22 protein-coding genes and 1 tRNA gene are annotated in these 21,939 nt (G+C 51.9%); 19 read left to right on the top strand and 4 right to left on the bottom strand.

Going from position 1 to position 21,939, the window contains the following annotated elements:
- Positions 1-10: 10 nt before the first annotated feature.
- On the bottom strand, positions 11-1,264 hold the full coding sequence (locus tag TSP01S_RS08885; RefSeq protein ID WP_052463580.1) for a hypothetical protein: 1,254 nt from the start codon (positions 1,262-1,264) through the stop codon (positions 11-13).
- Positions 1,265-1,398: 134 nt separating this feature from the next.
- Here TSP01S_RS08885 and TSP01S_RS10350 point away from each other — a divergent pair, with 134 nt between their 5' ends.
- From TSP01S_RS10350 to TSP01S_RS08805, 17 genes are all read left to right on the top strand, one after another.
- Positions 1,399-1,653, top strand: a complete 255-nt coding sequence (locus tag TSP01S_RS10350) for a hypothetical protein (protein WP_197538899.1) — start codon at positions 1,399-1,401, stop codon at positions 1,651-1,653.
- Between the two features lie 9 nt (positions 1,654-1,662).
- Positions 1,663-2,640 carry an ABC transporter substrate-binding protein gene (locus TSP01S_RS08880; protein WP_197538898.1) on the top strand — a complete coding sequence of 326 codons (978 nt, stop codon included), beginning with the start codon at positions 1,663-1,665 and terminating at the stop codon, positions 2,638-2,640.
- A gap of 57 nt (positions 2,641-2,697) precedes the next feature.
- Entirely contained in the window at positions 2,698-3,600 is a 903-nt protein-coding gene (locus TSP01S_RS08875; RefSeq protein WP_041077856.1) for a carbohydrate ABC transporter permease, read from the top strand.
- Complete coding sequence (locus TSP01S_RS08870) at positions 3,594-4,421, top strand: carbohydrate ABC transporter permease (RefSeq protein ID WP_041077854.1); 828 nt, start codon at positions 3,594-3,596, stop codon at positions 4,419-4,421. The genes TSP01S_RS08875 and TSP01S_RS08870 overlap by 7 nt, the downstream gene beginning before the upstream one ends.
- Positions 4,418-5,578: an exo-beta-N-acetylmuramidase NamZ family protein gene (locus tag TSP01S_RS08865; protein ID WP_041077853.1), complete on the top strand. Its 1,161-nt coding sequence runs from the start codon at positions 4,418-4,420 to the stop codon at positions 5,576-5,578. The genes TSP01S_RS08870 and TSP01S_RS08865 overlap by 4 nt, the downstream gene beginning before the upstream one ends.
- Positions 5,579-5,592: 14 nt before the next feature.
- A complete protein-coding gene (locus TSP01S_RS08860) occupies positions 5,593-6,663 on the top strand; it encodes a DUF362 domain-containing protein (protein ID WP_231848559.1) in 1,071 nt (356 codons plus the stop codon).
- Between the two features lie 78 nt (positions 6,664-6,741).
- Positions 6,742-8,004 (top strand): metal-dependent hydrolase family protein, encoded by a 1,263-nt coding sequence (locus TSP01S_RS08855; protein WP_041077851.1) that lies wholly within the window; start codon positions 6,742-6,744, stop codon positions 8,002-8,004.
- A 14-nt stretch (positions 8,005-8,018) separates the two neighbouring features.
- Complete coding sequence (locus tag TSP01S_RS08850) at positions 8,019-8,603, top strand: hypothetical protein (RefSeq protein WP_052463579.1); 585 nt, start codon at positions 8,019-8,021, stop codon at positions 8,601-8,603.
- Positions 8,600-9,841, top strand: coding sequence for a glycerate kinase type-2 family protein (locus TSP01S_RS08845; protein ID WP_041077849.1), 1,242 nt, complete (start codon positions 8,600-8,602; stop codon positions 9,839-9,841). Before TSP01S_RS08850 ends, TSP01S_RS08845 begins: the two co-directional genes overlap by 4 nt.
- A gap of 55 nt (positions 9,842-9,896) precedes the next feature.
- Positions 9,897-9,973: transfer RNA gene (locus TSP01S_RS08840), tRNA-Met, on the top strand.
- Between the two features lie 62 nt (positions 9,974-10,035).
- Positions 10,036-10,266, top strand: a complete 231-nt coding sequence (secG, locus tag TSP01S_RS08835) for a preprotein translocase subunit SecG (RefSeq protein WP_041077847.1) — start codon at positions 10,036-10,038, stop codon at positions 10,264-10,266.
- A gap of 4 nt (positions 10,267-10,270) precedes the next feature.
- Positions 10,271-11,464, top strand: a complete 1,194-nt coding sequence (gene tyrS / locus TSP01S_RS08830; RefSeq protein WP_041077845.1) for a tyrosine--tRNA ligase — start codon at positions 10,271-10,273, stop codon at positions 11,462-11,464.
- A gap of 124 nt (positions 11,465-11,588) precedes the next feature.
- Positions 11,589-12,815 carry an S-layer homology domain-containing protein gene (locus TSP01S_RS08825; RefSeq protein ID WP_041077843.1) on the top strand — a complete coding sequence of 409 codons (1,227 nt, stop codon included), beginning with the start codon at positions 11,589-11,591 and terminating at the stop codon, positions 12,813-12,815.
- A gap of 46 nt (positions 12,816-12,861) precedes the next feature.
- Positions 12,862-13,773, top strand: a complete 912-nt coding sequence (locus TSP01S_RS08820) for a hypothetical protein (protein WP_041077841.1) — start codon at positions 12,862-12,864, stop codon at positions 13,771-13,773.
- Positions 13,774-13,850: 77 nt separating this feature from the next.
- Positions 13,851-14,408: a LemA family protein gene (locus TSP01S_RS08815; protein ID WP_041077838.1), complete on the top strand. Its 558-nt coding sequence runs from the start codon at positions 13,851-13,853 to the stop codon at positions 14,406-14,408.
- 9 nt (positions 14,409-14,417) lie between these two features.
- Positions 14,418-15,398: a M48 family metalloprotease gene (locus tag TSP01S_RS08810; RefSeq protein WP_041077837.1), complete on the top strand. Its 981-nt coding sequence runs from the start codon at positions 14,418-14,420 to the stop codon at positions 15,396-15,398.
- A gap of 66 nt (positions 15,399-15,464) precedes the next feature.
- Positions 15,465-15,674: a hypothetical protein gene (locus tag TSP01S_RS08805; RefSeq protein ID WP_041077834.1), complete on the top strand. Its 210-nt coding sequence runs from the start codon at positions 15,465-15,467 to the stop codon at positions 15,672-15,674.
- A gap of 39 nt (positions 15,675-15,713) precedes the next feature.
- On the opposite strand, the gene TSP01S_RS08800 is transcribed toward TSP01S_RS08805, so the two are convergent.
- Genes TSP01S_RS08800 through uxuA form a run of 3 tightly spaced genes read right to left on the bottom strand, consistent with a single transcriptional unit; the run spans position 15,714 to position 19,154 of the window.
- Entirely contained in the window at positions 15,714-15,917 is a 204-nt protein-coding gene (locus TSP01S_RS08800) for a heavy-metal-associated domain-containing protein (protein WP_041077832.1), read from the bottom strand.
- Positions 15,914-18,091: a heavy metal translocating P-type ATPase gene (locus TSP01S_RS08795; RefSeq protein WP_052463578.1), complete on the bottom strand. Its 2,178-nt coding sequence runs from the start codon at positions 18,089-18,091 to the stop codon at positions 15,914-15,916. Before TSP01S_RS08795 ends, TSP01S_RS08800 begins: the two co-directional genes overlap by 4 nt.
- Complete coding sequence (uxuA, locus tag TSP01S_RS08790; RefSeq protein ID WP_041077830.1) at positions 18,072-19,154, bottom strand: mannonate dehydratase; 1,083 nt, start codon at positions 19,152-19,154, stop codon at positions 18,072-18,074. The genes TSP01S_RS08795 and uxuA overlap by 20 nt, the downstream gene beginning before the upstream one ends.
- Before the next feature lie 267 nt (positions 19,155-19,421).
- Here uxuA and TSP01S_RS08785 point away from each other — a divergent pair, with 267 nt between their 5' ends.
- Both TSP01S_RS08785 and TSP01S_RS08780 read left to right on the top strand, forming a co-directional pair.
- Positions 19,422-20,693, top strand: coding sequence for a TrpB-like pyridoxal phosphate-dependent enzyme (locus tag TSP01S_RS08785; protein ID WP_041077828.1), 1,272 nt, complete (start codon positions 19,422-19,424; stop codon positions 20,691-20,693).
- A 135-nt stretch (positions 20,694-20,828) separates the two neighbouring features.
- Positions 20,829-21,914, top strand: a complete 1,086-nt coding sequence (locus tag TSP01S_RS08780; RefSeq protein ID WP_041077826.1) for a hypothetical protein — start codon at positions 20,829-20,831, stop codon at positions 21,912-21,914.
- Positions 21,915-21,939 lie beyond the last annotated feature (25 nt).

The following is a 21,939-nucleotide window of genomic DNA, read 5'->3' as shown; positions in this document are numbered from 1 at the left end:
ATCTACCCCCTCAAAGTTCAACCGATAGGCTGAACGAAAATCCGAAAAAGGCTTGTGAGTTTCTCAGACCAACTACACCGCTCAGAAACACATCCTTGAAAATGCTGAACAGGTTCGACAATCGATAGGTCGCACCGGCTTTCAGGGTGCTCACAGACTCGATCTGCCCGATCAACCACTTTGTACTGTTTGGCTTCGGTCTACCGTGCCAAGGTCGACTCGGCGTTCTGGTTCCGAAGATCACAGATTCCCAGTTCAAGTTGAAAGACCAATTCGAGAAGGAATATTCAAAATCGATCGTGCACGCGATGTTGTTCTCACCGTATTTGTAACCGATCATGTTCTTCTCGATGGGATAGTTAGATCCTTCAAAGAAGACGTACTCGTAAGGCCGATCTGTATGAGTCCTTTCGAACGTGAAAGCGGTCGCACCCGCCACTTCGACTGTGAACTTGACAGGATCGCTTCGACCGGAAAATCCGACCAGAAACGCGATTTTGTCAGGATTTTGATAACTTTCTGGCGAGATGAACCTGTTCATGTTGATATCATCGACGAGGATCTCAGCATAAGCACGCCATTCCTTCCCACGGAGAACCGCGTAAGCTCCAACCATCGAATTGTCGTCCAGCTGGTCCGAACTTACACCCCACGGTGCCGAAAGATGCCAAAATTCCTGAATAGCCGGAATCGGTATGGGCACGAAATAATAATAAGGATCGAAATACCTGTTGAGGAAGAGCACCGATTCCTCGTAACCAACTTCCAAGCCGTCGAATGGTAACATGGCGAGCCTTCTGTATATCAAACCCTTGATTGGTCTGTCATTGGTTGCGAATGGCCTCAAACCTGCCCACAGAGTCTCAACCGCAATTTTCTGTGTTTCATCTTTCCACGACACCCTGACTGTGGGATAAGAGAATCCATTTTCGGAGAGGAACAGATTGTAAAAACTTGCTGGCCCGACTCTGTTCTGCTTCACACCGACGTCGATCTGAAGACATTGACTGCGGTATTCGAAATAACCTTCATCCCAGTACCAGTAATGGTTCTTAAGAAAATCTGAATAAGGTGGGACCACCGCGTTGTCCCTGACGAATCCCCCGCTCGCACGAAAGTTCGTTCCCATGAAGGGCACCACGAGGCCAAATTTGATCGAATCAACAATCTGCTCGAAACCGTACTCGAGCTGAGTCTGTATCTGGAACACCGCACCGAATGTGATCGCGGAAAGGAAGAGCAGTATCACGATCTTTCGCTTCAAAAACATCACTCCTGACAGAATTATAGCAGCACAGCAATGAAGTTTTTGGTCAGACTCGCCACCTTGATACGTTCATCTTACCCAGTTTGTCTTTTTGATATAATAAATCAGACTCAACCACAGGGGGTGTGGATATGAGAAAACTGCTGGTGTTGTTTGTGGTCGCGTTGTGTGTGGTACTGCTTGCGGGAGAAGTTTCCATCTGGAGCTGGAGAAGTCAGGACGCAGATGTGTGGAAACAGGTCGAGCAGGAACTGAGGAAGATGGGTAAGGACATCAAGATCAACTTCACGGCGTTCGCTCCGACCGAATACGATGCAAAGATAACCGTCGCGCTCCAAACGGGTACGGGTCCGGACATCGTTTACTCGAGAAAGCTTCCCGGCTGAACGCAGACCATGATCGAGAACGGACTGTATCTGCCCATTGACGGATACGTCGACTTTTCGAACTTCTCAGAAACGATCCTCAAGTCCGTGACCTATCAGGGTAAGAAGTACGGTGTGCCGTTCGCGGTACAAGTGGTGGGCATATTCTACAACAAAGATTACTTTGACAAGTTCAAACTGAGGGAACCTGAGACCTGGGACGAGCTCGTTGAGATCGCCAAAACTTTGAAGAAGAACGGTATCACTCCTTTCTTCATACCTGGTAAAGAGGCATGGGCTTTGGCGATGCAACACGCCATGTGCGGTGTGAGTGTGCTGGGGCCTGAGTGGATCAAGAAGTTGATCGATGGAGAAACCGACTTTCTTGATCCGAAGTTCACGGACCTGAACCGCAGGCTCAACGAGCTCAAAGTTTACTATCAGGATGGTTTCCTGGCGAACTCCACGACGGACATGGACGCCGCTTTCGCTTTCGGTCAGGCCGCCATGGTCTTCTACGGCATCTGGGGTTATCAGAACTGGAAGAATTTGAATCCGGACATCAACGTGGGTTATTTCATGGTTCCACCTGTTTCGAAAGATCAAAAACCGTACGCGTACGTCTACATGGACGGAGCCATAACGCTCACCTCGAACGTCAAGAACCTCAGCGATTCGATCGAAGTTCTGAAATTCTGCGCGACGCCAAAATTCGGCACCATCTTCGCCAACGTCACGTACAACATCCCCGCAGTCTCCGGTGCCCAGCTTCCGAAAGTTCCACTGCTCGAAGAAATCGTGGACGTGTACCTCAACCACGCCTCTCCGTACGTGTACTGGGTGGGTTCTGTGTTCGTCACCCAGAAGCCTTCGCTCTACGACGATGTGTTGAGCCCGGGCATGCAGGAGATGTACGCAGGTAGGATCACGCCCGAGGAACTCTCGAAGAGAGCTCAGGAAGCCATATCTCAGTGGTACGAACCACTCAAGAAGAGACTCGGAAAGTGAATCGGAGTGTGCCCCAGCCTTCGGGCTGGGGTTTTCAAAAATCGGGGTGAACGTGCGATGAAGGTCAGGACAAAGTACGTTCTTCTTTTCACTCTGCCTGCGCTGATCCTCTACAGTCTGTTCGTAGTCTATCCGTTGCTGGATAGTCTGGCTCTGAGTTTCTACTCGTGGAAGGGTGTGGGACCAAAGATCTTCGTCGGGTTGAAGAATTTCAGGGAGATGCTGTTTGGTAATTTTTCAAAAGAAGTCTTCAACGCCTTTTTCCACAACGTCTATTTCTTTTCACTCGCGACCGTTCTCGAGCTGGGCCTGGGCTTTCTGATAGCCTTCCTTCTGGCGAGCAAGCTGAAGGGTGCGAAACTGTTCCGCACAGTGGTTTACATGCCGAACATGATCCCGCTGGTGATCGTTGGGTTCATGTGGAGCCTTTTTCTCAATCCGCAGATAGGACTCGTGAACAGTTTTTTGAAACTCGTGGGTTTGAAAGCTCTGGCAAGGCCATGGCTGGGTGATCCTTCGACCGCCCTGACGAGCATTATCCTGGTGAACGTGTGGAGACACCTTGGCTTTTACGTTCTGGTGATCCTCGCAGCGATTTTGAACATCCCACCGGATCTGATCGAAGCTGCGTACATCGATGGGGCGAGCAACTGGAAGATCGCTTCGCGCATCGTCTTTCCGATGGTTTTACCCACATTCAGGACGCTTTTGACCTTGCTTTTCATAGGTAGTTTCAACGTTTTCGACATGGTCTACGCGATGACGGGAGTTCAGGCAGGTCCTTTCAGGAAGACGGACGTGCTCGGCACCGTCTTCTACCGCACCGCGTTCGGAGGACTGGGTAGCGCGTACGTCGACATGGGGCTCGGTGCCGCCGTTACGGTTTTCATCTTCGCCATCGTCATGCCACTTTCTATCCTTTACGTCTTTTTGGTCGAAGGGAGAGAAAGATCATGGTGAGGTTCACGAAGGCTGGAAAATTTCTCAGTTATGTGTTTCTGACCATCTACGCTTTGATCATAGTCGTACCGTTCGCGATGATGGTGCTGAACTCCTTCAAGTCCATGAGAGAACTCTTCATGAAACCTTTCTCTCTCCCATCGACCTTCAGGTTTGACAACTTCGCCAAGGCATGGAAGTTTGCGAACATAGGTACAGGTTACAGGAACAGTCTGATCGTTGCGAGCGTGACGGTCTTGATCGTCATTCTACTTGCGAGCATGTTCGCGTACATGATCTCGAAGTACGATTTTTCTTTCAGGAGGGGTATGTTCCTCTACACCATGCTGGGGCTCGCTTTGCCTGCAAGGCTCGCAGTGATCCCCATATTCGTTCTGCTTCGGAATCTGAATTTGACGAACTCCCTGGCGGGGCTCGTTCTGGTATATGCTTCGACCAATCTACCTTTTTCGATCTTCATCCTTAAGAACTTCATCGATGCAGTTCCAAACGAGCTGTGCGAAGCGGCCAGGATGGATGGGGCAGGTGTTGGATACATCTATTACAAGCTCATCCTTCCACTTGTCAAACCTGCGCTCTCCATAGTCGCAATAGTCACCTTCGTGAACGTCTGGAACGATTTCTTCTTCCCCCTGATCCTGATAAACGATCGTTCCAAGGCGACCATAACGCTCGCCGTGTCCATCTTTTTTGGTGAGTATTCGATCCAGTGGCCCTTGCTGTTTGCAGGACTCACCCTGTCGATAGCACCCACGGTGATACTGTTTTTGATCTTCTCAAGGTTCTTCATCGCCGGTATGACGCAGGGGGCGATAAAGTGAAGACCGTCAAACTTGGCCTGGATGTGTTTCTGGAAAAACACGCCGAGCGCTACAGAAATTTGAGGATCGGTCTGATCACCAACGCCACGGGCATCGACGGTGAACTGAAGAGGAACGTCGATCTTTTCATAGGGAAGGGTCTGAAGCTCGTCAAACTCTTTGGACCCGAACACGGCATCTTCACCGCCGCACCGGATGGAGCGAAGGTTTCGGGCGATGTCGAGCCGAAGTACGGTGTAAAGATTCATTCGCTGTACGGTCGGACGGTGAGACCAACCTCTGAGATGCTCTCGGATCTGGACGTGCTGATCTACGACATTCAGGATGTGGGTCTTCGTTTTTACACCTACATTTACACGATGGCGTACTGCATGGAAGAGTGCGGTAAGCGAAACATCAAGTTCGTTGTCCTGGACAGGCCGAACCCGCTTTCCAGAAGGATCGAAGGTCCAACCATGAGAGAAGGGTTCGAAAGCTTCGTGGGAGGTTACGGACTCGCGCTCAGGTACGGTCTGACGGTCGGAGAACTCGCCAACTATTTGAATCAGGAGTTTCGCATGAACGTCGATCTCGAAGTCGTGAGAATGGAGAACTACGATCCGGAGAGTTACTTCGATGAGACGGGCTTACTGTGGAACACGCCTTCGCCAAATCTACCTTCGCTCGAACACACGATACTCTACGCTGGTTTCTGTTTGCTGGAAGGTGTGAACGTCTCTGTTGGGCGCGGAACGACACATCCGTTCAAATTCATCGGCGCACCGTGGATCGATTCGTCGAAGCTGTACGAGGAACTGAAGAAGTTCAACCACGAAGGTGTGGCGTTCAGAGAGAGGTACTTCGTTCCTTTCGCGTTCAAACTGTCTGGCCTGCTCTGTAAAGGGCTCGAGTTCTTCGTGACCGAAAAAAGAAAGATAAAGCCACTGCATCTCGCCATCGACGTCATCGCCTGCTTGAAGAAGCTCCACCCGCACGATTTCAAATGGGACAGCTACGTGCACGATGAGACGGAGAGATATCACTTCGATCTGCTCATCGGGAGCGATCTTTACAGAAAGGCGATCGATGAGGGTGCCACGTCGAGAGACTTTGATAGAATCTGGATTGAAGAATCCTCTGACTTCGCTCGCAGAGTGGAAAAGTACAGACTGTATTGAAGGAGGTCTACCGCGTGTCGAAAGTTTATTTCACGGACATGACCACCAACAGCAACATGAACCTGCTACAGAAATTCTCTCTCCTGCTCGACAAGGTCGCTGTGGATTCTTTAGCGAAGAAAGACGAATTCGTTGCTATAAAAGTGCACTTCGGTGAGTACGGCAATCTCGCGTTCATCAGGCCGCAGTACCTTCGAGTGCTGGTCGATAGATTGAAGCCTTCCGGCGCGAAGGTCTTTTTAACGGACGCCAACACACTGTACACGGGTCACCGCAGCAACGCGGTGGACCACCTTCTGAACGCGTACCTCAACGGTTTCACGATGGATGTCGTTGGAGCACCGGTGATCATCGCCGATGGTCTGAAAGGTAGTGAGTACGTGCCTGTAAAGGTAGATGGAAAATACGTCAAAGAGGCGAAGATCGCCTCTGCGATCGCGCTGGCGGACGTTCTGATCTTCGTCACTCACTTCAAAGGTCACGAGCAGACGGGTTTTGGAGGCACGCTCAAAAACGTCGGCATGGGTTGTGCATCCAGACAGGGCAAACTCGAGCAGCATTCCGAATCGAAACCCAGGGTTGTCGAAGAGCGTTGCGTCTCGTGTCGAACGTGTGAAAGGTTCTGTCCAACCGGGGCCATCAAGGTCGTGAAAGTGGCGAAGATCGATTACACGATCTGTATCGGCTGTGGCCAGTGCGTTGCGGTGTGCAACTACGGAGCCGTGGAACCTGTTTGGAGCGATTCGACTGAGCTTTTGAGCATGAAGATGGTCGAGTACGCGAAGGCCGTGTTGAAAGACAAGAGGGCTCTGTTCATCAATTTCATCATGAACGTCTCACCGGATTGCGACTGCTGGCACATGAACAGGCCCGCCGTCGCACCGGACATCGGCATCGCGGTGAGCACAGATCCCGTCGCGCTCGATCAGGCGTGCATGGATCTGATCTTGAAAGCCGCGAATGAAGATCCCTTCCTGAAGGCCCATCCGAACGTACAGTGGGAGACTCAACTCGCCTACGCGGAACGGATCGGCCTTGGAAGTCGTAGCTACGAGCTGGTGGAGATAGCCTGCAACTTGAAGTAAGTTTGCCCTTGACGAAACACGCAGATCGAGCTATCATATCTGAAAAAGTTCGCACTGCTAATTGAGGGAGGTGTTTTTGTGGAACGTTTCGCGTTGCTCAACGCCACACTGTTCGTTGGCGACGGTTCCATCCTTGAGAATGCCACCGTGCTCGTGGAGAAGGGCCGCATCGTGAAAGTGTCTGAGGCAGATTCAACCACGATCCCCGCCGACTTTTTCCGTATCAACCTTGACGGTTTCTTCCTCATGCCCGGTCTCATCGATGCGCATCTGCACCTGACAGGCATGCGCTCGGGTGACACGATCAAAGAACATTTACTGGTTCCTTACGAAACGCTCGTTGCACGCGCCGTGAAGGATCTGGAATCCCTCATCGGAGCAGGTTTCACAACGATCGTAGACGCGGGTGGTTCCATTGCGGTGAACCTGAAAAAGGCGGTTCAGGAGAAGACGATCGTTGGACCGAGGATCGTCGCTGCGGGCCATTCGCTCTCACAGACCTTCGGTCATGGCGATGCGCACTATCTGCCCATCGAATACGTCGATCCAAGGAGTTCCAGATTCAAAACTCCGTTCGGTTCGCTCATCTGCGACGGTGTGGACGAATGTCGAAAAGCTGCGAGGTACGCTTTGCGCTGCGGGGCAGATTTCATAAAGATCATGTCCACGGGCGGAGTCCTGTCGGAGAGGGACAGACCGGAACAGGTGCAGTTCACGAAAGAAGAGATCGAAGCCATCGTTCAGGAGGCGAGGCACGCGGGTAAGTTCGTTCATTCCCACGCGCAGGGAACCGAAGGGATCAAGAACGCACTGCTGGCAGGGGTCAAAGTCATCGCGCACGGCATATACATAGACGAAGAGTGCTGTGAACTGGCAAAGAAATTCGATGCCATAGTTGTTCCGACGCTCTCGATCGTTGAGCACATCATGCGCTATGGGAAAGAGATAGGCATACCCGAATGGGGCTTGAAGAAATCCGAGGAAGTTTACAAAGCTCACGTTGAAAACATAAAACTCGCGTACCAGCGCGGTGTCAAACTCGCCACCGGGACGGACTTTCTCGGCGGGACGAAGGCTTTCAGACATGGCGACAACGCGCTCGAGATCGTTCTGTTCGTACAGAAGCTCGGGATGAAACCGGAAGAAGCGCTGGTTTGCGCCACAAAGATCGCGGCGGAAGCTGCTGGTCTTTCCAGACAGGTTGGTACAATAGAAGTGGGCAAGCTGGCAGACATGATAGTTCTGAAAAAGAATCCGCTTGAAGATGTGGAATCGCTGATGAACAAAGAAAACGTAGTCATGGTTATCAAAGAAGGAGAGATAATCAAGAACTTGCTCTGAGGTGTTCTCGAACCGTGCGGCACGTGGAAGCTGAGAGAAAGTTTTCACTCAGTAGAACTGTGGAAACGTTTTTCTCCATCCTGTTGCTCGTACCTTTCGTGGCGAGCCTCCTCTTCGGGAGGCTCGTTCAGAGTATTGGTTATTTCGTTTACGTCTTCGCTGACAGGTTCATCGACATCTACGAACGCATCGTCCGGCAGGAACTGTCCGACGGACTCAGAAAGCTCCTCAAGCTCCATCTGGTGTTCCACTCTTTCTTCGGTCATTTTCTCAGATTCTACGATCTCGTACCCCTCTGGGACAAAGCGCTGCACTTCTTCGGTTCGTTCATCATCGCGTGCACCTTTTGTTTTGTCCTGAGCCAAGATTCGAAATACTGGAGTGCGCTCAGTGAAAGACTGTCTCGCTTCGTATCTTTTCTTCTTGCGAATTTCGCGGGTGTGCTGTGGGAAATTTCCGAATTCGTTGCGGACAAACTCTTCAGTTTGAACGCTCAGCGAGGCTTGGACGATACGATGTTTGATCTGATCTTCAACATCTTCGGAAGTTACTTCGCAATCCGCTTCGCAGAAAAACTCTTCAGGGAGAGAAAAGTATGAACCTTAGGCAGGACGCTCTGACGATCGTTGAAGAAACCATCGGGTTCGTCCTTCCAGACGTTGCGGTGAGGAAAAAGCTTGAGGAACTGGAACTGTCGAACGTCGTGCTCGTAGCCATAGGAAAGGCTGCCTGGCGCATGGCGAAGGCGGCGAAAGAGACGCTGAAAGAAAAGATAAAGAAAGGCATCGTCATCACCAAGTACGGCCACAGCGAAGGCGAGATAGAGAATCTGGAGATCTACGAAGCCGGTCATCCCATACCCGACGAGAACACGATCAAAGCCACGGAGCGTGCGCTCGAGATCGTTGAAGGTCTGAGCGAGAAAGACACCGTCCTGTTTCTGGTTTCAGGCGGTGGATCTGCACTGTTCGAAAAACCAAAAGGCACTGTCACGCTGCAGCAACTTCAAAACATCACGGACCAGCTTTTGAGGAGCGGTGCGAACATAGAAGAGATCAACGCCGTGAGGAAACATCTTTCCGAAGTGAAGGGTGGCAGGTTCGCGCAGAAGGTTCAGCCCGCACGTGTCGTGTGCCTGATCCTTTCAGACGTTCTTTCGAACAGGCTCGACGTGATCGCGTCGGGCCCGGCGCACCCGGATGCGAGCAGCTGTGAAGATGCTTTGAGGATACTTGAAAGATACAACATCAAGGTCGATGAGAACGTTCTCGAAGAGCTGAAAGAAGAAACACCGAAACAGCTTTCGAACGTGGAAAGTTACATCATCGCGGACGTGAAGCTGGCGTGTGAGAAGGCCGCCGAAGTTGCCAGCAGGCTCGGTTACAGCGCGACGATTCTGACCAGCAGTCTGGACTGTGAAGCCAAAGAAGCGGGTTTCTTCATCGGTGCGATCGCGAGAGAGATCGTCCTGCACGAAAGACCTTTGAAAAAACCGTGCGCCATCGTGTTAGGTGGAGAGACCGTCGTGCGTGTGAAAGGCAAAGGGAAGGGTGGAAGAAACCAAGAGCTTGCACTCGCTTCGGCGATCAAAATAGCGGGTCTTGAAAACGTCGTCGTCTGTTCGGTCGGCACGGACGGCACCGATGGTCCCACGGACGCCGCAGGTGGCATCGTGGACGGAAGAACGGTGCAAAGAATCAAGGATGCAGGTTTTGATCCAGCTGAACTGCTCGAAGACAACAACTCCTACGAAGCTCTGAAAATTGCGGGCGATCTTCTGATCACAGGACCAACGGGAACGAACGTGAACGATCTGATATTGATCTTGGCCAGATAAGGATTGCGGGGTTACTTGAACCCGACACAGTGTTGTGGTATCATACATGGTGAGTGGCGGTGTAGCTCAGATGGTCAGAGCGAGTGATTCATAATCACTATGTCGTGGGTTCGAGTCCCACCGCCGCCACCAGAGGCAGCGTTGAGCTGCCTCATTTTATTTGTGGTAATATACGGCTTGAAGGAGGTGTGTTTGTGAAAACGTTCATGATAATCGTTCACTCACTCATCAGTGCCGCGCTGATCTACATGGTGCTCAACCAGATGGGCAAGTTCGCCGAACTCGGTGGAGCCTTTGGAAGTGGCTCGCTGTACACGATGTTCGGAAGAAAGAAAGGTCTGGACACATCCGGCAAGATCACGCTCGGACTTGCGATCGCCTTCATGGTGAGCAGCATCTTGACGGCCTTCTTCATCTCGAGGTGATGCGATGGAACCAGAAAAACAGCTCGAGATTTTGAAGAAGAACGTGGTCGATCTCGTCAGTGAAGAAGAGCTTCTGGACAAACTCAAAAGGAAAAAACAGCTCCGCGTCAAGCTGGGTGTGGATCCTTCGAGGCCTGACCTTCATCTTGGCCATGCGGTGGTCTTGTTCAAGCTCAGAGAGTTTCAGGAACTCGGTCACAGAGTCGTGCTCATCATAGGTGATTTCACCGCTCAGATAGGAGATCCTTCTGGTAGAGACAGCACGAGGCCCATGCTCAGCGAGGAGGAGGTCAAAAAGAACGCGCAGACTTACGCGGAGCAGGCGTTCAAGATCCTCGACAGAGAGAAAACAGAACTTCGATTCAACAGCGAGTGGCTCGCCAGGATGAGCTTTGTGGACGTGATAAAACTCGCGGCGAAGTACACGGTCGCACGCATGCTGGAGCGTGACGACTTCGCGAAGAGATACAGAGAAAACGTTCCCATTTCGATCGCAGAATTTCTCTATCCACTCGCGCAGGCGCAGGATTCTGTGGTGGTCGAAGCGGACGTCGAGCTCGGCGGAACGGATCAGTACTTCAACCTCCTGGTGGGAAGACACATCCAGCAACAGGTTGGACAGGAACCTCAGATCGTCATGACTATGCCCATCATTGAAGGTACGGACGGAAAACTGAAGATGAGCAAAAGTTACGGCAACTACATCGCCTTCAACGATCCGGCGAACGAGATGTTCGGAAAACTAATGTCGATACCAGATTGGCTGATCACGAAGTACATGAAGCTTTTGACGAAGATCCCTGTAGAAGAGATAGAAGAGTACGAAAAGCTCATGAACCAGGGCAAGATGAACCCAAGGGACGTGAAGATGAGACTCGCTTTCGAGATAACGAAATTCTTCCACGGTGAAGAAGCGGCGCGGGAAGCTCAGGAACAGTTCATAAAAGTTTTTTCAAAAAGAGAACTTCCAGAAGAAATGCCGATCGTTCATCTTGACATGGACCAGTGCGAACTGGTAGAATTACTCGTGAAACTGAACGTGGTTTCGAGCAGGAGCGAAGCAAAGAGGTTGATCCAGCAAGGCGGCGTCAAACTCGACGGTGAAAAGGTCATAGACATCCATGCTAAAATTACTCTGGACAGAGAGAGAATTCTCAGGGTTGGAAAGAGGCAGTTCTTCAAACTCGTTCGTGGGTAAAAGGTTGAAGACTTGATTTTGCTCGTACTCGGGTGTTATAATCGGTTCTGAACTGGGTGTTCTGGTCTTTGACAAGTGGGGGGAAGGTTTCCCACCGAGAATAATCAGAAGGGAGGTTGGCGTTATGAAGAAACTTCTTCTCACAGTCGTGGCATTGTTCGTCGCCGTTGGGGTGTTCGCTTCAGGAATGTTTCCTGATGTTCCAGAAAAGCACTGGGCCTATGAGTACGTGAAGCATCTCAAAGATAAGGGTATCGTCATCGGGTATCCCGATGGCACTTTCAAGGGTGATCGCAACATCACGCGCTACGAAGAAGCCGCAATGATCAGCAGACTGATCGGACTCATCGAGACCGAGATCGTTGGCCCTTACATCAGCGATGTCCTGAAGGTGCTCGATGCGATCAGCGTTAAACTGGGTTCCACCATCGAGAAAGTCGACGCGGTTGAGAAGAAAGTTGCAGAGCTCCAGCAAATGGTTGGCACCCACGAGCAGGACGTTTTCAACCTCTTCGATTCAGTGAGCAAGTTGCAGAAAAAGCACAGCGAGGACATCGCAAAGCTGAGCGATGAGATGGACGCGAAGCTTGCCGAACAGAAGGAAGAGTTCGAAGCGGTGATTTCCAAGCTGGAAGGCAAGATCGCTAATCTCGACAAAAAACTGCTCGCACTGGAGCCCGTGAAGAACATCGTCGCGGATCTGACTTCCTACACGCGCGCTCAGTCCAACAGGATAACGGCGCTCGAAAACCAGGTTGGGGATCTCTCAGCAATGCTCGATAACGCCGTCAAGACGCTCGGTTATGTGTCCATCAAGCTGGACAGACTGAGCGAGAAGGTCGATAGTATAAGCAACAAGGTCAGTGCCAACGAGTCCGAGATAGCCAACCTGAAAGAATCGACCGCGGGCTTGGCAAAATCGCTCGAGGAACTCAAGCAGACGGTGAACATCCACGACAAAGACATCTTCAACCTCTACGAATCGATCGCCAAGCTTGAGAAGAAGCACAACGAAGATGTCGCCAAACTCAACGATGCGATCAGCGCGAAGACATCCGAACTTGAGTCCAAGCTGAACGAGTTCCAGGCCACGCACGACGAACAGATCAACTACGTGCTCGATGAGCTCGATTCTGTGAACACGCAACTGTCCGAGCTGAGGGATGGTCTGTTCGCCATCAGGGAAGATTCCGAGGCACGCTTCCAGACCGTCACCAAATCCATCGATGACACCAAGGCTGAACTCCTCAAGAAGATCGATGAGCTGTCCAAAGCCAACGCGGCGCTCACAGGAGCCGTCATCGGTGCTATAATACTGGCAGTCGCCGCCATGATCGTGGGTGCAATGTGAAACCCCACTTGGGGTAAAAATTACAAGTGAAGGAGGGTGTTGAGTTATGAGGAAACTGCTCGTATTGCTGGTCGCCCTGGTAACAGTCGCGGCATTCGCAGCGGTCAGCATCTCTGGAAGTGCCTGGGCAAAGCTCTCAGTTGAGTTCGACACTGCGACGCCTCAGGCAACGCCGACCATAACGTCTGGTGGATCTGTGAGACTCGTTCTCTCTGGCAACGTCGGTCAGAAGACGGGATTCTCTGTCAGTTTCAGTGGTTTTGGAGTATCAAGCGCTTATGTCTGGGAAAAGATCTACACATCCGATGCGTTCTCAGTCAAGTACAGACTTGGAACTCTGAGCAGGGGCACTACTTATGTTAGCAACAGCGGCGGAGCGTTTGCACTCGACTTTGCCATCGCTTCGGGAGATGTCAAGGACGATCTGAGCGTTTTCGTCTACTTCCCCGCTGGTGGTAGTACACTGGTCGATGCGGATGTTTACAACAAACTCAGCTTCACGTTCGTGACCTTGGCAGCTTTTGCAAAAGGTGTGGTTTCTGCTGGCGCTGGTTCGTTCCCGCTGATCGGACTCGACGCAACGATTGATCTTGCGAAGGCTTTGAGCATCGAGAATGCTTCACTCAGCGCTTACGCTAACCTCAAAATTGATCCAAACGCGACTGGTATGGGCATGCTGCCAAACTACAAGTTTGGTGTGAGCTTCGGAATCGACAAACTTTCTGGTGGAGCTTACTTCGAAGGTCCTGACACAATCGGTGCCAGCTTTGAAACAACGGTTCTCTCACCCGTCACACTTGGAGGTTACGTGGAACTGCCAACAACTCTGACTGGATTTGGTGACATTTCGCTTGGCGCATATGCAACATGGACGAGCGAACTGCTGAGCCACAAAGTCTCTATCGATTTCGCGCAGCCAAAGGCAACGGTTGCCTGGACGGTCAGCGTGAGCTTCTGAAAACGTGAGGTTCGAATGACCCCGGCTTCGGCCGGGGTTTTTTCTTTGTGGTACCATATGACCAAGGAGGTGTGAGGATGCTGATCGCTGGGATCATCGTGGCGATAGTGATCGTTCTGGTCGTCTGGTTTGTGGGAACGTACAACTCGCTCGTTTCAAAAAAGAAGCGCGTCGAAAACGCCTGGAGCCAGATCGATGTTCAGCTCAAACGAAGGCACGATCTGATTCCAAACCTGGTGAACGCGGTGAAAGGCTACATGAAGTTCGAGAAAGAAACTTTGGAAGCGGTTATAAACGCGCGTGCGAAGGCGATCGCTGGCGGTTCGATAGACGATCGCATAAAGGCGGAAGGTGAGCTTTCCGGTGCTCTCGCACGTTTGCTCGCCGTTTTTGAAAGATATCCCGAGCTCAAAGCCAACGAGCAGGTGAAACAGCTCATGGAGGAACTCACCAGCACGGAGAACAGGATCAGCTACGCGAGGCAGTTCTACAACGACACCGTCATGAAGTACAACACCGCGATAGAGATGTTCCCAACCAACATCGTCGCGAGGATGTTCAACTTCACACCGTTCCCGTTCTTCCAGGCTGCGGAGGCGGAGAAGGAAACGCCAAAGGTGGATCTATCCTTCTGAGGTGAAAGCATGGACTACGTGTCGATCCAGAAGAAGAACGTTCGCAACACCTACCTGCTCGTTTTTGTTTTCGTTCTCATGATGGGTTTTCTCGGGCTCGTGATCGATGGATTGTTCGGGATTTTTCCATTTGGAACGATCGTTCTGCTCTTCATCGCGCTGATCCAGACGCTCGTCGGTGTCAGCGCGGGAGCTTCCCTGGTACTTCACTCAGTTGGAGCGAAGCCAGTGATCGGAAAAGATTTCGAAGAGAAACAGCTCAAGAACATCGTTGAGGAGCTTTCGATCGCCGCAGGTCTCGAAGTACCACCGAAAGTTTACGTGATGGAGGATGAGAACATAAACGCCTTCGCGACGGGCTTCAAACAGAAAGACAGCGCTGTGTGCGTCACCACAGGTTTGCTGAAGCATCTCAACAGGGAAGAGACCGAAGGCGTTGTGGCGCACGAGATAAGTCATATCATCAACAGAGACACACTCTTGATGACTACGATCAGCGCGATCCTTGGTGCGATGGTGCTGGTGCAGCTCTTTGCCTGGAGGTCCCTCAGGGTCATGCTTTGGTCGGGATACGGTAGATCTTCGAGAAGGAAAGGAAAAGACAGCACCGGTTACATAATCCTGGCGTTGCTGGTGATCGCACTGCTCGCCACGCTGTTTTCTTTCATCGGTAGAGTAACAATGTTCGCCGTGTCGAGAACGAGGGAATACCTCGCGGACGCCAAAGGAGTTGAGCTAACGAGGAACCCGAAGGGTCTGGCGAACGCGCTCAGGAAGATCGCGAAGATGCAGAAAACAAAACCCAGAGTGAAGAACGCCACCATCGCCACGGCGCACCTTTTCATCGCAGACCCGTTGAAGAGGAAGGTCAACGACAGAGAGGGATTCTTTGCCAACCTTTTCAGCACGCATCCGCCCATACACAAACGCATCGCTTTGCTGGAGCATGTGCCGGAAGAGGTCGTTCTGAAAGAACTGCAGGAAAATTGAGGACGACTTCAGAAATGCGTTCGACGCTTCCACACAACCCCGCACAGAAGCGAAGGGGGTGGTAGGATGCTTTACTTTCTCGCGTTTCTTGGCGTGATATTTCTGATCTATCTTTTCTTCAGGTTCTTCCCATTTTTCGCCGGACTGTTCGCCGTCGCGCTCGGTATCGCGGTCGTTGTGCTGGCACTGCTTGGATTGTTCATCGTCGCGTTGCCCGTTCTGTTTTTGGGTTTTTTGATCTTTCTGATCGTGAAGCTGGTCAAGCTGGTACGATGAACGAATTTCACGATCCGGTGTGGCTCGTGGGTCGATCCGTCACAGCTGTCTGTAACTTTCCACGGGATAACCCATCTGCCCGAGCTTTTTCAGGACCAGCTCAACGTTGTCCGTATCGAGATAGACTTTCTTCGCCTGCACGTCTATTTCGTACTGCTTCACACCGAGTTCTTCCAGCGCCTTCGAAATTCTGTTTCTGCAATGGCCACACGAAATATCGGGAACGTGGAGTTCGTACCTCACGATCTTTCCCTCCCCAAACTCAACGAGTTCAGCACCACGCTGATCGAGCTCATCAACATGGCGAGTTCCGCCACGACGGGATGAACCAATCCCGCCATCGCTGCCGGGATCGCCACGATGTTGTAGAAGAACGCCCAGAACAAATTCTGCCTGATCTTTCGAAAGGTTCTCTTCGAGATCTCTACCATCTCGACCAATCTGGATAGACCACCCTTCACAACGACGATGTCCGCGTTGTCCACGGCGATGTCCATGCCTGAGCCCATGGCTATACCCACGTCCGCGGCTTTGAGTGCGGCGGCGTCGTTCATGCCATCTCCCACCATCGCCACCTTTCTGCCCGACGCCTGGTACTTTCTGACCAGCTCGAGCTTTTCCGCTGGTTTCACCTGCGCGTGAACTCTTTCTATACCCACCTTCCTCGCCACCGCCCTGGCGATGCGTTCGCTGTCTCCCGTGACCATTATGACCTCTATGTCCATTCGTTTCAACCTGTCCACCGTCTCTCTGGCATCCTCCCTCAGGGCGTCTTCCAGCGCGAAGAACCCCACAACGTTTCCATCCACTCTGACCTCCACGACCGTCCTTCCATGTTCGATCTGTTCATCGTAGCGAGAATAATCCAGAGGCCTTCCAATGAAATAATCTTTCCCATCCACAACAGCCTTCACACCTTCGCCGGCGATCTCTTCGAACTGCTGTACTTCGATGTGATCGCTTGCAAGTTTCGCTATCGCCCTCGCGAAAGGATGGTTCGATCTTTTCTCAACGTTGGCCACGATGTTCAAGGTTTCTTCGTCCAGGTTGTGTTCAACGACGATGGGTTCTCCGAGCGTGAGCGTTCCGGTTTTGTCTGTCAGGATGAATTTTATGTCTTTGATGGTCTGTATCGCTTCGGCGTTTCGAACAAGAAGACCTTTTTTCATTGCCTGACTCGTTCCCACCAGCAGGGCCATGGGTGTCGCGAGCCCAAGCGCACATGGGCATGCCACAACCAGCGTGGCAACGAAGACGAAGATCGAAAAGCTCAGCGGTTCGGCGTTGTGAACAGGCAGAGGAAGAATGCGGGCGAGTTTTTCGAACGTCGCGGAGAACCTCTCGTAGTTGAAGTACCAGAACAACGCGCTCGATAGGGCCAACAACAAAACCACGGGCACAAAATAGTTGGTTATTCGATCCGCGAGGGCTTGAATGGGCACTTTGAAACCCTGTGCCTCCTGAACGAGCCTGAGCATCTGGGCCAGAAAGGTGTCTTCGCCAATCTTCGTGACTCTGACCTTTATCGTCGAAGAAAGATTCATCGAGCCCGCAACGACAGAATCACCCACCTTCTTGAGCACGGGAACAGATTCTCCACTGATCATGGATTCGTCGACTAAGCTCGATCCTTCCACGATCACGCCGTCTATGGGTATGCGTTCCGACGGATTGACAACGACTGTGAAGCCCTCCTTCACCGCTTCGATGGGCAAGAATATTTCTTTCGAATCCACCAGAACACGTGCCTGCTTTGCCTGGAGCTGGAGCAGGGCTTTCAGTTGTTTGGCCGCTCTGTCTCTCAGGTAAGATTCTATGAACCTGCCCGTGATGTGGAAAGCCACGATCATGCCACCCACGGCGGCGAAAGAGTTCACAGGGAGTTTCAAAAGTGAGAGCAGTCCAGTCAACCACGAGCTGATGGCACCGAGAGAGATGAGCACGTCCATGTTGGCGTGTTTGTGAACTACAGCGATCGCGGCACCCCTGATAGTTTTTCTCCCGACGTAGAAAATCACGAACGTGGAGAGCGCGAGCTCGAGCCAGAGAAGCTGGCGTGCGTGAAGCACCATGTGAAAGAACATCAGAGCCATGAGCGGGCCTGTGGCGAGCCACGCGAGTAGTAGGTTCCTTTTGGCCTGGGCGAACCTTCTCGCCTCAACGTCCTGCGAGGCGCTCAGTTCGGCACCGTACCCAACTTCTTCGACGGCTTTTTTTATCGTCTCGAAATCTATCTCTCTTTCGGCCAGGATGAACCCTGTGGACGTGGCCAGGTTGACCGATGCGAACTCCACACCCTCGATGCTTTTCAAAGCCTGTTCAACGATCCTCGCACACGTCGCGCACGTCATCCCGGTGACGGTGAAGGTCTTTCTGAACCGCTTTTCGTTCAGACGTTCATTCCCAAGCGTTTCCATTTTCTGAACTCACCGCCTCCCAGAGTCCGAGGATGTAGCACACACCGAGGGCCCTGTCGTAGAGCCCGTAACCTGGCCTTGCCTTCTCGTTCCAGATCGTTCTTCCGTGGTCGGGTCTTAGGTAACCATCGTAATTTATCTCACGCAGGGCTTTGACGATCTGCAACATATTGAGTGAGCCACAGAAGGTTGGGTGTGCGCTCTCGTAAAACTTCTTTTCACCGATGAGTTTGAAGTTTCTCAAATGTACGAAGCTTATCCTTTTCATCGAACCGAAACGGCGTATCATCTTTGGTAAATCGTTCTTCGTGTTCACACCGAGCGAACCCGTGCAGAGTGCGAGCGTGTTGGAAGGGCTGTCCACCGAGAGCAATATCTTTTCTATGTTCTCCTCGCACGTCACGACCCTGGGCAGACCGAAAACGCTCCACGGTGGATCGTCCGGATGGATGGCCAGTTTGATGCCGAACTGTTCGCACACCGGAACGACTTCTTTGAGAAAGTGGATCAAGTTTTCCAGGAGATCTTCTTCACTCATGCCTTCGTACATCTGCAGAGTTTTTTCGAGCTCCCCGAGTCTTTCCCACTCCCAGCCTGGCAGGACGAAGTTCGAGGAACCTTCTTTCACCATCTTCACGAGCTGTCTCGGGGTGATGCTTCGAACGAGCTCATCGTCGTACGCCATGGTTTCAGAACCATCAGGGAGTCTGTACCTCAAATCCGTCCTGAGCCAGTCGAAGACGGGCATGAAGTTGTAAGTGACAACCTTTACGCCCGCCCTTGCGAGGTTCACGATCGTGTCTTTGTAGTTGTCGATGTACTTTTTTCTCGAAGGAAGACCGAGCTTTATGTCTTCGTGCACGTTGACACTCTCGATGACTTCGAATTTCAACCCGTGTGCTTCGACCTTTCTCTTCAAACTCATGATCTTCTCGAGTGGCCAGACCTCTCCCACGGGTACATCGAACAGCGCGGCCACGACGCCTTCCACACCCGGGATCTGCCTTATGTGTTCCAGTTTCACGGGGTCTTCTTCACCGAACCAGCGAAAAACGATCTTCAAGTTCTTCACCTCTATTCCTTATTGTACCCGCAGATTCTGGAGAGAATTTGACAGACAGGTTTGCAGAGTGATATAATGTAGCCAAAGCTGGGGTGAAACCTTTGAGTAAGCTGATAGTTTCGAGGAACATTTTCGTTGAGAACAACTGGTGGTGGTGCTGCCCCGATTCGACGGGGTAAGCACCGCGTGCTTTAACCTCGCATCGAATCGGGGCTCTCTTGAAAAAGAGAGCCCCTTTTTTATTTGAAATCGTCAGGAGGTGGAACTGTGAGAGTCAGGGTGGATTTGAAGGTTGAGGACATGCCGAGGCATTGGTACAACGTGCTTGCGGATCTGCCTTTCAAACTCGATCCTCCGCTCGATCCAAAAACGAAACAGCCCATTTCTCCCCAGGCGCTCTCTGCGATCTTTCCGGAACCTCTCATCGAACAGGAAGTGAGTGAGCAGAGAGAGATCCCCATCCCCGAGCCCGTGCTGAGAGAGTACGCAGTTTACAGACCCACCCCGCTGTACAGAGCTACCTATCTGGAAGAGTATCTGCAGACACCGGCGCGCATCTACTACAAGTACGAAGGTGTCAGCCCGACGGGCAGTCACAAGACGAACACGGCCCTCGCTCAGGCGTACTACAACAAGATCTCTGGCACCAGGAGGCTGGTAACTGAAACGGGTGCGGGACAGTGGGGAAGCGCCCTGTGCTACGCCGGCGCCAAGTTCGGACTCACCGTGAACGTGTTCATGGTGAGGATCAGCTACGAGCAGAAACCCATGCGGAAGTACCTGATGAGACTCTTCGGTGGCGACGTGGTGCCGAGTCCGAGCGACAGGACGAACTTTGGAAGATCTTTGCTTGAAAAGAACGGCGAGATGCCGGGCAGTCTGGGCATCGCGATCAGTGAAGCGATCGAGGTCGCGCTGTCCGATCCGAGCACGAAGTACTCGCTCGGCAGCGTGCTGAACCACGTGCTTCTGCATCAGACCGTGATAGGGCTCGAGATCAAGAAACAGCTCCAGCTGTTGAACGAGACGCCCACGATCGTTTTGGGCTGTCACGGTGGAGGATCGAACTTCGCAGGTACGATACTTCCGTTCATACCAGACAAACTGTCCGGAAAGAACATAAGGTTGATAGCCTGTGAGCCAACGGCGTGTCCATCACTCACAAAAGGAAGGTTCGAGTACGACTACGGTGACACGGCCGGTCTGACACCGCTTCTGAAGATGTACACCCTCGGTAAAGATTTCATCCCACCGAAGATCCACGCGGGAGGTCTGCGATACCACGGAGCCGCACCGATCGTTTCGAGACTCGTTAAGGAAGGTCTGGTCGAAGCGGTCGCCTTCGACCAGGAAGAGGTTTTCGATTCGGCACGCCTGTTCGCAAAGCTCGAAGGGATCGTGCCCGCACCGGAAAGCTCCTACGCGATCAACGGGGCGATCAGGGAGGCGCTCAGGGCAAAAGAAGAAAAGAGAGAGGAAGTCATCGTTTTCAACCTCAGTGGCCACGGTTTGTTCGACCTCAGCGCGTACGTTTCCTGAAGGCGAGCGGGCGCTCGCCTTCTTTTTCCCCACATTTTTAGCCGATGTTGAGTAAATTTTTAGCCGATTGAAAGTTAATTTACAGTACACTTTGAGCCCCATGAGTAGCATGTAGCTCAGAGAAGGTGATTGTGCATGGGTGGGTGGCCAAGGAAGGTTCTTAAAACAAGCTTAGCTGTCTTTGCTGTAGTTTTCCTTATTTCAGGGGCACTCGCCTATGTACCGACAGTTTACAGGTACGATCCAAAAACAGGTCTTTGGAAAGTGGTAGATGAGAGTGAGTCTGAAATCAAAGTTGAGTTACCCTCTGTCCGAGAGTTTCTCAACAGCAACGCGTCTGTCCCGATAACGGGAACCATAGTTTTGGAACCTCCCACATCGAAACAGGTGGGCTCGCAGCTTGTGACCACAAAAGGGCAAGGTGGCGGCGGAAAATGGTACTTCTACATGGCATACCAGCTCGATGGCGTCGAGCGGTACTACAAGATCATCGCTGGACAGAACGAATGGATCGGGAGGGCGACGGTTAAGAACGAAAACGACAGCTTGTCTGTATCCTTTTCTCTCTTCGGCAGCTGGGTTGCGGATGAATCTCATCTGCGTCTTCTCACCGAAGAACCAGCAGACTTGAGCAACAACGATCTGGCACCTGGACAGTTTCCCTACAGCAAGCGATATTCACCAGCGGTGAACCAAGATACCTACACAGTGATGCTCCCGGCGACCGAAGTTTCCACGATCTACATTCTGTTGCATTTGAAGGTTTCTAACGGATCAGACGAGGAAACAGCGTGGGCGGGTGAAGAGGAAGAAACCGGGATGTGCATCCAGGTGAGCAACAGTCAAGTTGCCTGGTACGTCAAGAAGCCGGGGCAGTACGTTGCCAGATTTCTGACAGCAACGATAGTGACGGCGAGTCATCCTGTCCTCGTTACTTTTTCTGATTTCGACGATCTTTCTCTGGAAGGGGGTGGAGAGGAGAAACTGCCCGTCTATTACTCGTTCGCAGAGGATCTTTCAAGCGTGCAGGGCTGGATAAGGGCAAGCGAACTGAACAACCAGTCGCTGACCTTACAGAACGGGCAGACGATGAACATGTTGCACAGGATTGTTGTTGGAACTCAACAGGCTGGAACGTACAGAAACACCGCGACGGTAACGTTCACACTCCAAGCCGTACAAAATCACATCGAAGGTAGAAGTGGGCAAGGTGGAAAGTAACAGGCTGGAAGGTGTGAAAAGGAGG

The organism is Thermotoga caldifontis AZM44c09 (assembly GCF_000828655.1).
In the GTDB taxonomy this organism is placed as follows: domain Bacteria; phylum Thermotogota; class Thermotogae; order Thermotogales; family DSM-5069; genus Pseudothermotoga_A; species Pseudothermotoga_A caldifontis.
This window is presented reverse-complemented; position numbering and strand designations above follow the sequence as displayed.